Below are 15,045 nucleotides of genomic sequence, written 5' to 3'. Positions count from 1 at the left end.
TCGGGTCGCGGCACCGTGGCCGGCCGGCCCTGACGCGGACGTCAAGGGGTAGGTTGCCCGCCATGCCGAACGAGCGCCACATCCTGCTGCTGCCCGGGAGCCTGCGGGCCGGTTCCACCAACGAGACGGTGCTGCGCACCGCGGCCGCGGTGGCGGCCGCCACCCCGGGCCTGCGGGCCGCCTACTACGAGGGCCTGGCCGGGCTGCCGCACTTCAACCCGGACCACGACACCGACCCGCTGCCGGAGCCGGTGGCCGGGCTGCGGGCCGCGATCGGGGCGGCCGACGCGCTGCTGGTCTGCACCCCCGAGTACGCCGGGACGCTGCCGGGCGCGTTCAAGAACCTGCTGGACTGGACGGTCGGCGGGGTCGAGATCTCGGACAAGCCGACCGGCTGGATCAACGCCGCCGGCCCGGGCCGCGGCCTGGGGGCCGAGGCCACCCTGCGCACCGTCCTCGGCTACACCGGTGCGGCGGTGCTGGACGAGGCCTGCGTCCGGCTGCCGCTGGAGCGCGGCGCGGTCGGCCCGGACGGGCTGGTCGCCGACCCGCTGGTGCGCGAGCGGATTGGCGGGGTGCTGGCCCGGCTCGCGGCGGGCTGAGCGGGGGCCGGGCGGGGGTTGAGGGCGGGCCGGGCTCAGTGCCCCGTCGGCAGGTGCACCCCGAGCCCGGCCAGGCCCTCCAGGAACAGCTCGACGCCGACCGCCGCCAGCAGCAGCCCGAGCAGCCGGGACAGCACCTCCAGCGAGGTGCGGTGGGTGCGCCGCATCAGCGGGGCGAGCACCGCCACGCAGAGGTAGTTGATCACCGCGACGGCCACGTACGCCCCGGAGACGGCGGCCTTCCAGCCCCAGTTGTCCTGGTTGAGCGAGGCGACCAGGACGGCCGTGATGGCGAGCGGGCTGGCGATGTACGGCAGCAGCAGTTCGCGGATGCCGTCCACCAGCGGGTTCGCGAGGTGCTCGTCCTCCTCGCCGTCCGAGCCGAGGTGGACGCCGAAGACCAGCGCGACGGCGTAGACGAAGAAGATCGCCCCGCCCGCGAGCTGCAGCGACTGGTCGCTGATGTGGAACAGGGTGGTCAGCTCGTCGGCCCCGAAGCCGAGCACCAGGCCGATCACCGCCGAGATGGCCGTGGACAGCGCCGCCAGCCGCCGCAGCTCCAGGTTGCTCCTGGTCCCGGCCAGCCGGGCGAAGGCCAGCAGGGTCTTCGGCGGACCGACCACGGCGAAGAAGGTGATGAAGGCGCTGCCCAGGTTGAAGACGAACATGGGCCCAGCATGACCGCGCGGCCCCGGGCGGTCGGGGCGCCACGCCCCGCGGCCGGGCGTGGCGTGAATCTCCCCGGTGGCCGTTCCATTCCTGGTCAGGGGCGAATTCGCCCGGATGGCGGTCCCGGCTCGAAGGGACGGGCGCTCTCGGTTGCTATGGAGGCAGGACTGCCAGCGAGCGGGACCAGCCCGCCGCGGAAGCGAGGATGCGACATGTGCCTGAACCGTAAGGACCTGGGCCTGCTGGCCCTGCGCGGCGCGGTCGGCGGGGTGCTGATCGCGCACGGCACCCAGAAGCTGTTCGGCTGGTTCGGGGGCGGCGGCCTGGAGGGCACCACCCAGGCCATGGAGCACATGGGCTTCCACCCGGCCCGGGAGAGCGCGCTCGCGGCCGGCCTCGGCGAGGCGGGCGGCGGGGCGCTGCTGGTGGCCGGGCTGGCCACCCCGGCGGCCGGCGCGGTGGTGGCCGGGACGATGGCGGGCGCGGTGTCGGTGCACGCCCCGGCCGGCTTCTTCGCGATGTCCGGCGGCTACGAGTACCCGGCCTTCCTCGGCGCGACCGGGCTGGCGATCGGCCTGGCCGGTGCCGGCCGGTACTCGCTGGACCACCTGACCGGCCACGTCTTCGACCGGCCGTGGGTCGGGCTGGTGGCCTTCGTGGCGAGCGCCGCCGGGGCGTACGGCGCGGTCGCCCGGCGCCGGCACCAGGTGCGGCTGCGCGAGGAGCGGGCCGCGGTGGAGGCGGACGAGCAGGAGGGTTCGGGGCTCTCGTAGGGCCCCTCGCGGGGGCGGGTCCCGCAGGCCGGTTCACCCGGAGGCAGCAGCCCTGCTGGCGGAGGCCCGCCCGCCCTCGGAGGGTGGGCCGGGAGGTGTGCCGGGCAGCCCGGCGCCGACCGGAAACGAGGGACCGCATGGACCGCCAGCCGCTCACCCGCGCGAGGGCCTGTACCCCGCCGAGGGCCACCGCCCAGGACCTGGACGCACCGCCGCTGCGCCGCCAACAGCGGGCGGTGGCAGGGGTGTTGGTCGCCGCGGTGGTCGGAGCGGCGGTGCTCGCGGGCTGCTCCTCCGGCCAGAGTGCGAGCAGTGTGGCCTCCGGGGCGGCGGCCGCGGTGGAGCGGGGTGCGAGCGCCGCCGCCTCCGCCGCCTCGGCGCTGGCCTCGGTGGCCGGCGGGGCGGGTGCGGCGATCGCCTCGGCGGAGGCGCAGGCCTCGGCGGCGGTGTCGGCGGCCTCCTCGGCCGTCGCCGGGATCAAGGGCGGGCTGGACGCCAAGGGGGACGTCGCGGTCGGGGCGGTGAGCACCGGTTCGGACGGCAAGCCGCAGGTGTCGCTGACCGTCACCAACCACGGGCAGCAGTCGTACCGGTACGTGATCCAGCTGGACTTCACCGACGAGTCCGGCAAGGTGCTGGACGCGACCGCGGTGACCGTCCAGGACGTGGCCGCCGGGCAGAGCGCCCAGGCCACCGGGCACGCCAACCGGGACCTGTCCGGCACGGTCAAGGCCGAGGTGGCCAACGCCGTCCGCTATTGAGTCTGGACCCGGCCGCCCAGCTCAGCGCGGGTGCGGAACCTTAAGCGGGGCTCAAGGCCCAACAGCACCCCTTGACGGGCGAGTTGGTCTAGTCCATTTTTATTGCCCAGGTGCAGGGAGCCCCTGAACCGGCGCCGGCGGCCTCGTGCTGCCGGCGCCGGTTCGGCACATCCCGGTAGTCCGTCATGGTCTGATCCGCTCGATTCCCCACCCATGCCTGTCATGTCCCGGTCGTCCGGCCCCACCCCGGACGCGCGCCCCCGGGACGGCGGGTACCCCCACAACCAGGAGTCACGCACCCATGCTGCGCTCACGCATTGAAAGGGCCGGGACCCCGGCTCCGCAGGGCGGCCGCCGACGCCGCCCCAAGAGCCTGGCCGCCATCGCGGCCGGCACCACCGCCTCCCTGCTGCTCGGCGCCGGTCTCGCGCTGACCGGCGGCGCCGCGGCCAACGCCGCGACCACCAACTCCACCGGCGCGCCCGCCACCAGCGGCGGCATCAAGGTCGCCTACTACGACCAGTGGTCGGTCTACGCGAACGCGTACTACCCCAAGACGATCCAGGACACCGGCGTCGCCGGGAAGCTGGACTACCTGATCTACGACTTCGCCAACATCCACCCGACCGACCTGGGGTGTTTCGAGGCCACCAAGGCCGCGGACACGAACGACAACAACCCCAACGCGGGTGACGGTGCCGCCGACGCGTTCGCCGACTACCAGAAGAGCTTCGGCGCGGACATCTCGGTCGACGGCGTCGGCGACGTCTGGAACCAGCCGATCGCGGGCAACTTCAACCAGCTGAAGAAGCTGAAGGCGAAGAACCCGAACCTCAAGGTCCTGCTCTCGCTGGGCGGTTGGACCTACTCCAAGTACTTCTCGCCGGCCTCCGCCACGGACGCCTCGCGCAAGCACCTGGTGTCGTCCTGCATCGACATGTTCATCAAGGGCAACCTGCCCGCCGACGCCGGCTTCGGCGGCCCGGGCTCGGCGGCCGGCGTCTTCGACGGCATCGACATCGACTGGGAGTACCCGGGCGGCGGCGGCCACACCGGCAACATCTCCAGCCCGGCGGACAAGCAGAACTTCACCGCGCTGCTGAAGGAGTTCCGCACCCAGCTGGACGCGCAGGGCGCGGCCGACAAGAAGACCTACGCCCTGGCGGCGGCGGTCGGCGCCGGCCAGGACAAGATCATGAACGTCGAGACCGACAAGATCGGTCAGTACCTGACCTTCCTCGACGTCATGACCTACGACATGCACGGCGGCTGGGACGCCCAGGGGCCGACCAACCACCAGGCCGCGCTCTACTCGACCCCGGACGACCCGTCGACCCCGGCCAAGCCGGGCAACGGCAAGTACTCCATCGACAACGCCATCAAGGCGTGGACGGTCGGCGACAAGGAGTACGGCATCCCCGGCGGCTTCCCCGCCAACAAGATCAACATGGGTGTGCCGTTCTACTACCGCGGCTGGACCGGCGTGAAGGACAACGGCAAGCACGGCCTGTACCAGCCCGCCACCCAGCCGGCGGCCGGCGCGGCGATGTCCGGCAACGTCCCCGGCATCCAGATGTTCAAGGAGCTCGCGGGCTTCGTCGACAACCCGTCCAAGACCTTCTGGGACGACGCGGCCCAGGCCACGTACTTCTACGACGGCAACACCTTCTGGAGCGGTGAGGACGCCAAGTCGATCCAGGCCAAGCTCGACTACGCGCACTGCAACGGCCTCGGCGGCGCCTTCGCCTTCTCGCTGTACGACCTGGGCACCAAGACCGCCCTGTTCGACAAGATGGTGAGCGCCACCAACGGCTCCGCGTCCGCCTGCCCGGCCCCGCCGACCGGCACGCCGACCCCGACCTCGACCGGCACCCCCACCGGCACGCCGACCGGCACCCCGACCGGGACCCCCACGGGCACGCCGACCGGGACCCCGACCGGCACCCCGACCACGCCGGCCTCCTGCCCGGCCGCCCCGAGCTGGGACGCGAACACCACCTACGCGGCCGGCGGCACCAAGGTCTCGTGGAAGGGCCACTACTACACCAACAAGTGGTGGACCAAGGGCGACGACCCGAGCCAGAGCGGCCAGTGGGGCGTCTGGACCGACAACGGCCCCTGCTGAGACCCGCACCACCGATTGACCGAGGGGCCTGACGGACCCTCGCACCGAACGCGGGCGGCCCCGGACGAGGAATGACCTCGTCCGGGGCCGCCCGCTGTTTCGGGCCGCTCAGATCTTGGCGTAGGTGACCGTGATCGTGGTCGACGAGCTGGTGATCAGCAGGTTGCTCTCGCCCTTCTCGGCGAGGACCGAACCGTCGCCCACCGGGGACACCTCGAAGCCGGCGGCCTTGAGCGCCGCCTGGTACGCGGCGAGGTCGCCGTCGGTGGCCTCGCAGGTGATGAGGTAGCCGCCGGTAGCGCCGTTGACCGTGGTGATCTTCCCGGTGGGGAGCGGGATGTCGGCGGGAAGGTCGGCGGGCCTGGTCTTGCCGTTCTGGACCGCGGTGGCGGGCGCGGTCCCGCCCGGCGCCGGAGCGGACGGAGCGGCGGTCGGGGCACCGGTCGCCGGGGCGGAGGGCGCGGACACCGGGGCGGAGGATGCGGCGGCCGGGGTCGTCGGAGCGGCCGCCGCGGGGGTGCTCGCGGCGGTGCTCGGGGCGGCGGTGGGCGAACCGTCGCTGTTGCAGGCGGTGAGCCCCAGTCCGGCCGCGACGACGGCGGCGAGCAGGGCGGAGGTGCGCTTGATCTGCATGGTGGAGCCCAATCGGTAACGGAGCATCAGGATCGTTCCAGAGCCAGGCAGATTCTCATATCGAAGGGTTGGAAGCTAACGACTATCCGGCGGGCCGGGATCCTCCGCGTTCCCGGCCCCGGGCTCCTTTGTGTTCCCAGTGCCGGGCTACGCCTGGCCGGCGGTGCGGCCGGGGGCGTCCGGCCGGCTCTCCTCGATCCGCCGCAGCATCCGGCCCAGCATCGCGGAGAGCGCGGCGCGGTCCTCGCCCGCGACGTCCTGGAGCAGCTCCTCCTCGAACACCGCCGCCATCCGCATCGACTCCAGCCACTTGTCCCGGCCGGTCTCGGTCAGCTCGATGATCACCCGCACCCGGTTGTTCTCGTCCCGCTCCCGGGTGACCAGGCCGTCGGCCACCATCCGGTCGATCCGGTGCGTCATCGCCGCCGGGGTGAGCCCGAGCCGCTTGGCCAGCTCGCCCGGCCCCAGCTGGTACGGGCTGCCGGCGACCACCAGGGCCTTGAGCACCTCCCACTCGGCGGAGGTGATTCCGAGCACAGTCAGCTGGCGGTCGTACGCCACGCCCATCCGCCGGGAGACCCGGTTGAGGGTCTGCACGATGGTCTCCACCTGGGGGTCGACCGTGGGGAACTCCCGCTGGTAGAGGGCCACTTGCTCGGCGATGCCGAACTCCAGGGGGGTGGCCGGGGCGGGCTTGTCAGCGGCCGGCCGCGGCTTGTCCGTAGTCATGCGGACCAGTGTCGCACGAGCGTGCACTCCTTAAGCCTTTGACTCCGCACTCTTCCGGTGCTAAGACTTTATCTCGTCAAACTTTAGCTCTGAAATCTTCTGGACTTAAGAGTATCCAGTTGAAACCAGGAAGGGATGTGCACGGTGACCGGCACGGTGAAGCAGCAGAGGCAGCGGCGTGGAGCGGGCGGCCCGCTGCGCCGCGTCCAGATCGGCAACGCACTCAGTGCGTTCGGCAGCGGGTTCACGATGCCGTACATGTTCGTGTACGTGGACCAGGTGCGCGGGCTGGGATCGATGGTCGCCTGGATGGTGTTCACCCTCTTCGCGCTGGCGGCCCTCGCCGTCCTCCCGTTCATCGGCCGCGGCATCGACAAGTACGGCCCCCGCCCGGTGCTGCTGGCCGGTACGGCGCTCGCCGCCACCGGCGCGTTCGCCTTCGGCCACGCCACCGGCACCCCGGCCCTGCTGGTCTCCGCCTTCCTGTTCGGCGCGGGTGTCACCACCTGCCAGCCGGCGCTCGCCACGATGATCGTCCGCTGCTCCACGGCCGCCACCCGCTCGCGTGCCTTCGCGCTCCAGTTCACCCTGGTCAACCTGGGCATGGGCATCGGTGCGCTGGTCGGCGGGCAGATCGTGAACGTGTCCGACCCGGCCAGCCTCACCCGGCTGTTCACCATCGAGGCGGCGACGTTCCTCGGCCTCGCCCTGGTCACCGGCACCGCCCGGATATCCAAGGTCCAGCTGACCGCCGTCCACGAGAAGGCAGACGGCCCGACCGGCCTGCGCGCCCTGGTCGCCGACAAGGCGATGCTGCGGCTCTGCCTGCTCGCCGGGCTGATCTTCTTCACCTGCTACGGCCAGTTCGAGTCCGGTGTCGCGGCCTTCGCCACCTCCACCGTCGGCACCGCGCCCTCCACCCTGGGCTTCGCGATCGGCGCCAACGCGCTGACCATCGTGGTGCTGCAGATGTTCATGGTGCGGATCACCGCGCGCCGCCGCCGCACCACCGCGATGGCCGCGGCCGGCGTGGTCTGGCTCGGCGCCTGGGCGATGGCCCTGGTGGCCGGCCTGATCCGGACGGAGACCATGGCCGCCACGGTCGCCATCGTCTCGATCTACGCCCTCTTCGGCGTCGGCGAGTCGCTGCTCGCGCCCACCATGGGCCCGATCGTCGCGGACCTCGCCCCGGCCCGGCTGCTCGGCACCTACAACGCCGGGTACTCCCTGGTGAAGCAGATCGCGATCGCGGTCGGCCCCGCCGTCGGCGTGCTGCTGGTCGGCTCCGGCGCCTGGCCGCTCTACCTGGCGGCCATGGCGGGCTCCACGGTGCTGATCGTCGTCCTGGCGCTGAGGCTGCGCCCGTACCTCACGCCGGAGCAGGACAACGCGGCCCCGGCCGTGGTCCACGCCGTCCCTGTCCGGGAACTGCAGACCGCCGCGTAGCGGAACGGCCCGCACGGGTGTTCGTCACGGGCGCCGACCAGGTCACCTGGTCGGCGCCCGTCGCGCTTGGCTTCGCGGGCACCGCCACATAGTGTCAGTGGCTGTTGACCGCCCGGCCCCGGCGGGCGCGGCGCGACCCGGGCGGAGCCAGGCCCCGGGCAGAGCAGACAGGCGAAATCGGCGAGGCTATGACGCAAGCGGCGCTCACGCACCCACCGGCGGCCCCGACCTCCGCCGCCCCGGCCCCGGCCCCGCGCGGGGGCCTGGTCCGCTGGGCGGCCGACCGCTCCGGCTGGCTCGGACCGATCGCCGTCGCGCTCTTCGCCGGCCTGCTGCGGTTCTGGAACCTCGGCCACCCCAACGCCTTCGTCTTCGACGAGACGTACTACCCCAAGGACGCCTGGTCGCTGCTCCAGCAGGGCTACGAGGGCACCTGGCCGGACCACGCCAACGCCGACATCCTCTCCGTCCCGCAGTCGATCCCGCTGGGCTCCGCGCCCGAGTTCGTCGCGCACCCGCCGCTCGGCAAGTGGGTGATGGCGACCGGCGAGCAGCTGTTCGGGCTCAACCCCTTCGGCTGGCGGTTCATGACCGCCCTGCTCGGCACCCTCGCCGTGCTGATGCTCGCCCGGATCGGCCGCCGTCTCTTCGGCTCCACCCTGGTCGGCTGCACCGCCGCGCTGCTGATGGCGGTGGACGGCCTCCAGCTGGTGATGAGCCGGGTCGGCCTGCTCGACGGCATCCAGATGTTCTTCGTGCTCGCGTCCTTCGGCAGCCTGCTGGTCGACCGCGACCACGTCCGCGCCAGGCTCGCCGGGGCGGCCGACGCCGACGCCGTCCGGCTCGGCTGGCGCCCCTGGCGGATCGCCGCCGGGGTGTTCGTCGGCGCGGCCTGCGCGGTCAAGTGGAACGGCGCCCCGATCCTCGCCGCCTTCGGCATCCTGACCGTCCTGTGGGACCAGTCCGGCCGCCGCGGGGCCGGCGCCCGCCGCCCCTGGCGCTCCATGCTGCGCCTGGACGCCGTCTCCGCCTTCCTCGCCATGGTCGGCTCCGCCGTGGTGGTGTACGTCGGCGCCTGGAGCGGCTGGCTGGCCACCGGAGGCAGCGGCGCCAACGGCGGGGGCGGCTACGACCGGCACTGGGCCGACGGGCGCGCCGGGCTCTCCCCGGACAGCGTCCTCGGCATCCCGCTGCCGCAGGTCCCGATGGGCTGGGTGCCCGCGCCGCTGCGCAGCCTGTGGCACTACCACGCGCAGATGTACGACTTCAACACCGGCCTGAGCACCCCGCACACCTACCAGTCCAACCCCTTCGCCTGGCTGGTCGACGGCCGCCCGGTCTCGATGTACTGGGAGCAGATCCCGTACGGGCAGCACGGCTGCACCTCCTCGGGCGGCTGCGCGGCGCAGATCCTCGGCCTCGGCACGCCGTTCCTGTGGTGGGCGGCCTGCTTCGCGCTGGTCTACCTGCTGTGGCGCTGGTTCTTCCGGCGGGACTGGCGCTCGGGCGCGGTGCTGTGCGCGGTCGCCGCCGTCTACCTGCCCTGGTTCCGCTACCAGGAGCGGACGATCTTCTCCTTCTACATGGTCGTGCTGGTGCCCTTCCTCTGCCTGGCCGTCGCCCAGATGCTCGGGGCGATCCTCGGCCCGGCCGGGTGCAGCCCCGAGCGCCGCCGGATCGGAGCGATCGGGGCCGGGGCGGTCGTGCTCGCGATCGTCGGCTGCTTCGCCTTCTTCTACCCGCTGTACACGGCGGAGGTGATCCCGATGTCGTCCTGGCAGGACCGGATGTGGTTCACCAGCTGGATCTGATGCCGGTGCCGCTGGCGGCGTCGGGCGGCCAGCTGCTGCCGGTCACCCCGGTGCTCGGGGTGGTCACCGCCGTGCTGCTGCTGGCCGCCGTCGCGGTGGCCGGGCGGGGCCTGCTCGGCCACGGGCACGCCGTCCTGCGGGCCGGGCTGCGCGCGGTGGTGCAGCTGGCGGCCGTCGCCGCGGTGATCAGCTGGGTGGTCGGTTCGCTCTGGTGGTCGGCGCTGTTCGTGCTGGTGATGTTCTCGGTCGCGGTGCGCACCGCCGGCCGGCGGATGACCCCGGGCCCGGGCTGGGTCTGGGCGGCCGCCCCGATCGGTGCCGGGGTGCTGCCGGTGCTCGCCCTGCTGCTGGGCGTCGGACTGCTGCCGGCCGAGGGCCTGTCCGTCATCCCGGTCGCGGGCATCCTGATCGGCGGCGCGCTCAGCGCGACCTCGCTGGCCGGGCGGCGGGCCCTGGACGAGCTGCGGCTGCGGCGCGGCGAGGTGGAGGCCGCGCTGGCGCTCGGCTTCGAGGAGCGCGACGCCCGGCTGGAGATCTGCCGGACGGCGGCGGCGACCTCGCTCGTCCCGGCGCTGGACCAGACCCGGACGGTCGGCCTGGTCACCCTGCCCGGGGCGTTCGTCGGGATGCTGCTGGGCGGGTCCTCGCCGGTCCAGGCGGGGGCGGTGCAGCTGTTCGTGCTGATCGGGTTGCTGGCGGTGGAATCGGTGGCGATCGTGGTGGTGCTGGAACTGGTCGGGCGCGGGCTGGTCGCGGTCGAGCCGGACGGGGGCGGCCGGTAGGCGGGGCGGTCCCCGTCGGCCCTCGTCGGTCTTCCGAGAGGGGTCGGTTGACGCCGTCGGGTACGCTTGGGGCCGTTGAAGGGGAGTAGCCCTCCACCGGACCGTCGACATACTGGCCCCCAGGGGCCCGGCGCCCGGGGCACCGCTCGATGAACGGTGCCGGCGAGACCTTCGGCCGCAGTGCTGTGACCATGACCAGTGCTGTCGGGCCGAAGCGTCCCCTGACGGAGCCGCGGCGGCCGGGCAGCCTCCGACCGAGGAAAACCCCTGATGAGTCTCACCGTTGCCGCGTTGACCTTCGGCATCATCTTCCTGGCCGAACTGCCGGACAAGACCGCGCTGGCCAGCCTGGTGCTCGGCACCAAGTACCGCGCGAGCTACGTCTTCGCGGGCATCGCCGCCGCCTTCGCCCTCCAGGTGGGCCTCGCGCTCGCCGCCGGGCACCTGCTCTCGCTGCTGCCGCACCGCTGGGTGGAGGGCGTCACCGGCCTGCTGTTCCTGGTCGGCGCGGCGATGCTGCTGTTCCACGGCGGCGAGGACGAGGACGAGCACGCGGCCAAGGAGCCGTCCTCGAACAGCTTCTGGAAGGTGGCCGGGGCCAGCTTCGTGGTGGTCGCGATCGCCGAGTTCGGCGACCTGACCCAGATCATGACCGCCAACCTGGCCGCCAAGTACGCCGACCCGCTGGCCGTCGGCCTCGGCTCCTGGCTGGCGCTGTGCGCGGTCGGCGGGATCGCCATCGTGGGCGGCCAGAAGCTGCTCAAGTACGTGCCGATGAAGCTGATCATCCGGGTGGCGGCGGCGATCATGGTGGTGCTGGCGGGCATCAGCATCTTCGGGGCGATCACCGGCTGATCCGTCCGTCGTCCGTCGTCCGCCGTCCGCCGCGTGTCGCCTGTCGGCCTCAGCAGCTGTTGTGGGCGTCCAGGGCGGCACGGGTGTTGGGGCCGAAGACGCCCCGCTTGTCCCCCTTGACGGCCCACATCCACTGGACGTAGCCGACGGTGTTCACGGTGGTGTCGTCGTACACCCCGGTCACCGGCACGCTCGCCCAGCAGACGACGACGGCGAGCTTCTGCTGGAGGGCGGTCACGTCGGGCCCGCTCATCCCGGACTGCAGCACGCGCGGGGTCGGGGCGGTGGTGGGCGTCGGGGTCGGGGAGGGGGCCGGCGGAACGGTCGGCGTGGGGGCCGGGGCGGGGGGAGCGGCCGGGGCCTCGGTGGTCGGTGCGGCCGTCGGCGGCGGGGTGACCGTCTTCGTCGGGCTCGGCTTGCGGGTGGCGGTGGGCGTCGGGCTGGGCGCCTCGCTGGTCGGCGCCGCCGTGGTCGGAACGGGCGTCGCCAGGGTGGGCGGGTCCACCGGGGCGGGCGCCAGGGTGCTCGTCGGCAGCGGCTGCGCCTGCTTGGCCGGCGGTTCGGCGGAGGGCGTCACCGCGTACGCGACGCCGATGGTGAGCGCGACCAGGGCGGCGCCGATCCCGGCGAGCAGCCCCTTGCGCTGGGCGAGCGGGCGCCGCTCGGCCTGCTCGGCCGCCCGTCTGGCGGCCCGGCCGCCGCCCTCGGGCCCGGGCACGTCCGGGGCCCGCGCGACGTCCGGGCCCTGCCCGGCGCCGGGTGCCTGCCCGAAGGCGAAGAGGCCGATCTCGTTCCCGCCCGGCCCGGCGGGCGGGACCGGCGGCAGCACGGTGGTGGCGTACGCGTCCCCGTGGCCGCCGGGGTGGGCGCTGGGGTAGCCGTCGGCGGCCGGGCCGAACGGGTCCTGCCCGGGGCCGGCCGGGGCCTGTCCCGACCCGAAGGGGGCCTGCGCCGACCCGAAGGGGTCCTGTCCCGGGGCGACGGGCGGCAGCACCGTGGTGGCGTACGCGTCCGCGTCCGGTCCGAGCGGGGGAGCGGCCGGCTGCCCGGGGGCGGGCTGCCCCGGGGGGACCGGCGGCAGCACCGTGGTCGCGAACGGGTCCACCACCGGCGCGTTCGGGTGGCTCTCGTCGGCCACCTGGTCGGCGGTCTGCGGAACGTACGGGCGGACCAGCGGCGGGCCCTCGACGTGCGGCAGGACGGCGGTCTCGGTGAGGCTCGGGTCCGGGACGCAGCCGCACCCGGTGGAGCGTGCGGTGCCGCACGTCGGGCAGTGCTGGTCCGGCATCGGCCGGTCCTCCTCGGTTTCGCGTCGACTTCGCGGTCGGTCGTCGGTCGTCGGTCGTCGGTCGGTCGTCGGTCAGTCGTCGTTCGTTCGTTCAGTCGGTCGATCGTCCGGCGCGCGTTCGGCGCGTGTTCCCGGCGGATCCGGGCGCACGATCGGGCCTGATTATGCAGGACCGTCCGAAGGGGGGACAGGGGCGTCCGTCCCCCGGCGGGGGTGTTGTGCCGGTTGGTGCGGGTTGGCTCCTCCGAGAACGCCCGGAGCGCGGCGGTTGTCCCCGGCGCTTACGCTCGGCTCAACCCGGTGGAACATACCGGGACGAAACCGACCAGCGCGGTGAGCTGGGAGTGATCATCCGCACGGCCCGGCCGACGGGCCCGGGACCCCATGGAGACGCCATGCCCACGGAGACGCCGTGATGCCCGGGGAGACGCCGTGACGCCCCGCGCGGACGCCGTGACGCCCGCGGGGACCCGATGACGGAGCCGCGCACCGCGTCCGGCCGGAGCCCGGCGGGCGAGCCCGGCCCGCCGGCGGTCACCGTCCCCAACCTCTGGGTGCCGATCGGCGCCCTGCTGCTGGCGATGCTGCTCGCGGCCCTCGACCAGACCATCGTCTCCACCGCGCTGCCGACCATCGTCAGCGACCTCGGCGGCCTCGACCACCTCTCCTGGGTGGTCACCGCCTACCTGCTGGCCTCCACCGCCGCGACCCCGCTGTGGGGCAAGCTCGGCGACATGTACGGCCGGAAGCGCTTCTTCCAGGCCTCCATCGTGATCTTCCTGCTCGGCTCGGTGCTGTGCGGGATCGCCCAGAACATGGGCGAGCTGATCGCCTTCCGCGCCCTCCAGGGCCTGGGCGGCGGCGGGCTGATGGTGCTCTCCCAGGCGATCGTCGGCGACCTCGTCGCGCCCCGGGACCGCGGCCGCTACCAGGGCCTCTTCGGCGCCGTCTTCGGCGTCACCAGCGTGCTCGGTCCGCTGCTCGGCGGGGTGTTCGTCGACCACCTCAGCTGGCGCTGGGTGTTCTACATCAACCTGCCGATCGGCATCGTCGCCCTGGTGGTGATCGCCGCGGTGCTGCACGGGATGGAGGTCCGGCGCGAGCACCGGATCGACTACCTGGGCACCGTCCTGATCGCCGCCGTCGCCACCTGCCTGGTGCTGATGACCTCGCTCGGCGGGACCACCTGGGCCTGGACGTCCTGGCAGGTCGTCGGCCTCGGCGTGCTCGGGCTGGTGCTGCTGCTCGCCTTCGTCCAGGTCGAGCGGACGGCCGTGGAGCCGGTGCTGCCGCTGCGGCTGTTCCGCTCGCGGACGTTCAGCCTGGTCGCGGTGATCTCCTTCGTGGTCGGCTTCGCGATGTTCGGCGCGCTGACCTACCTGCCGACCTTCCTCCAGGTGGTCCAGCAGGTCTCGCCCACCATGTCCGGCATCCACATGCTGCCGATGGTGCTCGGCATGCTGCTCACCTCGATCGGCTCCGGCCAGATCGTCGCCCGTACCGGCCACTACCGGATCTTCCCGATCGCCGGGACGGCCGTGACGACCATCGGGCTGCTGCTGCTCTCCCGGCTGGACGAGCACAGCAGCACCGCCGAGATGAGCTTCTACTTCCTGGTCTTCGGCCTCGGGCTGGGACTGGTCATGCAGGTGCTGGTGCTGATCGTGCAGAACTCGGTCGGCTACGAGGACCTCGGCGTGGCCACCGCGGGCGCTACCTTCTTCCGCTCCATCGGGGCCTCCTTCGGCGTCTCCATCTTCGGGACGGTCTTCGCGAGCGGACTGCGCAGCCGGCTCGCCGACGCCCTGGCGGGGGTGCCGCTGCCGCCCGGCTTCCGGCCGGAGGTCATCACCTCCGACCCGCGCGTCATCCCCCGGCTGCCAGCCGCCGTCCAGCCGGGCGTCTACCACGCGTACGCCGAGTCGATCACCCGGGTGTTCCTGTACGCGGTGCCGGTCGCGGTGGTCGCCTTCGTGCTGTCGCTGTTCCTGCGCGAACAGAAGCTGCGCTCCACCGTCACCGCTCCGGACCTCAGCGAGTCCATCGGGTTCAACCCGGTCGAGCGGACCTCGCTGGACGAGATCGCCCGCGCCCTCTCGGTGCTGAACAGCCGCGAGGCCCGGCGCGACCTCTTCCGGCGGATCACCGAGACCGCCGGGCTGGACCTGCGACCCGCCTCCAGCTGGCTGCTCCTCCAGATGCACCAGCACGGCTCGGTCGAGCCGGCCGAACTGGCCGAGCGGCGGATCGTCCCGGTCTCGGTGATCGAGGAGGCCGTCCGGGAGGTGGAGGGCCGGGGGCTGGCGGCGAGGGCCGGCGGGCTGCCGCTGCGGCTCACCGAATCGGGGGAGGAGGCGGCGCTGCGGCTGGTCGCCGCCCGGCGCACCCAGCTCGCCGAACTGCTGGGGGACTGGGACGAACAGCGGTACGCCGAGCTCGCCGGGGTCCTGAACCGGCTCAGCTCCTCGCTCTGCGCGGACCGGCGCGACCGTCCGGACCCGTCGGGGCCGCAGGGGCCGTACCGTGGGGAGGGACGGTCGTTCTGACCGTCCGTTCGTCCGTCGGCCCGTG

General features: G+C 73.2%; 13 protein-coding genes. 9 read left to right on the top strand and 4 right to left on the bottom strand.

Features of this window, described 5'->3' with window-relative positions; genetic code table 11:
- Positions 1-62 precede the first annotated feature (62 nt).
- The gene (locus ACWDD9_RS10895) at positions 63-602 is read left to right on the top strand and encodes an NADPH-dependent FMN reductase (protein WP_074000809.1); all 540 of its coding nucleotides are present in this window, start codon (positions 63-65) and stop codon (positions 600-602) included.
- Positions 603-637: 35 nt separating this feature from the next.
- Here ACWDD9_RS10895 and ACWDD9_RS10890 read toward each other — a convergent pair whose 3' ends face one another.
- Positions 638-1,270: a MarC family protein gene (locus ACWDD9_RS10890; RefSeq protein ID WP_049660921.1), complete on the bottom strand. Its 633-nt coding sequence runs from the start codon at positions 1,268-1,270 to the stop codon at positions 638-640.
- A gap of 213 nt (positions 1,271-1,483) precedes the next feature.
- Here ACWDD9_RS10890 and ACWDD9_RS10885 point away from each other — a divergent pair, with 213 nt between their 5' ends.
- The 3 genes from ACWDD9_RS10885 (at position 1,484) to ACWDD9_RS10875 (ending at position 4,930) form a co-directional block, all read left to right on the top strand.
- The gene (locus ACWDD9_RS10885) at positions 1,484-2,044 is read left to right on the top strand and encodes a DoxX family protein (protein ID WP_049660922.1); all 561 of its coding nucleotides are present in this window, start codon (positions 1,484-1,486) and stop codon (positions 2,042-2,044) included.
- A gap of 137 nt (positions 2,045-2,181) precedes the next feature.
- Positions 2,182-2,805 (top strand): FxLYD domain-containing protein, encoded by a 624-nt coding sequence (locus ACWDD9_RS10880; RefSeq protein WP_449811406.1) that lies wholly within the window; start codon positions 2,182-2,184, stop codon positions 2,803-2,805.
- 301 nt (positions 2,806-3,106) lie between these two features.
- Positions 3,107-4,930, top strand: a complete 1,824-nt coding sequence (locus ACWDD9_RS10875; protein WP_082345988.1) for a glycosyl hydrolase family 18 protein — start codon at positions 3,107-3,109, stop codon at positions 4,928-4,930.
- A 108-nt stretch (positions 4,931-5,038) separates the two neighbouring features.
- Here ACWDD9_RS10875 and ACWDD9_RS10870 read toward each other — a convergent pair whose 3' ends face one another.
- Together ACWDD9_RS10870 and ACWDD9_RS10865 are read right to left on the bottom strand one after the other, a co-directional pair.
- On the bottom strand, positions 5,039-5,590 hold the full coding sequence (locus tag ACWDD9_RS10870) for a hypothetical protein (protein WP_449811405.1): 552 nt from the start codon (positions 5,588-5,590) through the stop codon (positions 5,039-5,041).
- A gap of 120 nt (positions 5,591-5,710) precedes the next feature.
- Positions 5,711-6,292, bottom strand: a complete 582-nt coding sequence (locus ACWDD9_RS10865; RefSeq protein WP_117487528.1) for a MarR family winged helix-turn-helix transcriptional regulator — start codon at positions 6,290-6,292, stop codon at positions 5,711-5,713.
- A gap of 144 nt (positions 6,293-6,436) precedes the next feature.
- Here ACWDD9_RS10865 and ACWDD9_RS10860 point away from each other — a divergent pair, with 144 nt between their 5' ends.
- The 4 genes from ACWDD9_RS10860 to ACWDD9_RS10845 all read left to right on the top strand — a co-directional run bounded on the left by ACWDD9_RS10860 (position 6,437) and on the right by ACWDD9_RS10845 (position 11,186).
- Positions 6,437-7,738, top strand: coding sequence for an MFS transporter (locus ACWDD9_RS10860; RefSeq protein ID WP_234348552.1), 1,302 nt, complete (start codon positions 6,437-6,439; stop codon positions 7,736-7,738).
- Positions 7,739-7,926: 188 nt separating this feature from the next.
- Complete coding sequence (locus tag ACWDD9_RS10855; protein WP_449811404.1) at positions 7,927-9,549, top strand: dolichyl-phosphate-mannose--protein mannosyltransferase; 1,623 nt, start codon at positions 7,927-7,929, stop codon at positions 9,547-9,549.
- Positions 9,549-10,331, top strand: coding sequence for an ABC transporter permease (locus tag ACWDD9_RS10850; protein WP_074000810.1), 783 nt, complete (start codon positions 9,549-9,551; stop codon positions 10,329-10,331). The genes ACWDD9_RS10855 and ACWDD9_RS10850 overlap by 1 nt, the downstream gene beginning before the upstream one ends.
- A 267-nt stretch (positions 10,332-10,598) precedes the next feature.
- Positions 10,599-11,186 carry a TMEM165/GDT1 family protein gene (locus tag ACWDD9_RS10845; protein ID WP_049656026.1) on the top strand — a complete coding sequence of 196 codons (588 nt, stop codon included), beginning with the start codon at positions 10,599-10,601 and terminating at the stop codon, positions 11,184-11,186.
- Between the two features lie 49 nt (positions 11,187-11,235).
- Here ACWDD9_RS10845 and ACWDD9_RS10840 read toward each other — a convergent pair whose 3' ends face one another.
- Complete coding sequence (locus ACWDD9_RS10840) at positions 11,236-12,474, bottom strand: hypothetical protein (protein ID WP_449811403.1); 1,239 nt, start codon at positions 12,472-12,474, stop codon at positions 11,236-11,238.
- Between the two features lie 473 nt (positions 12,475-12,947).
- On the opposite strand from ACWDD9_RS10840, the gene ACWDD9_RS10835 reads away from it, so the two are divergent.
- A complete protein-coding gene (locus ACWDD9_RS10835; protein WP_449811402.1) occupies positions 12,948-15,020 on the top strand; it encodes an MFS transporter in 2,073 nt (690 codons plus the stop codon).
- The last annotated feature ends 25 nt before the right edge of the window (positions 15,021-15,045 follow it).

The organism is Kitasatospora sp. NPDC001119 (assembly GCF_053598475.1).
Note: the sequence above shows the minus strand (reverse complement) of the source record. Positions and strands in the feature narration are given on the sequence as shown.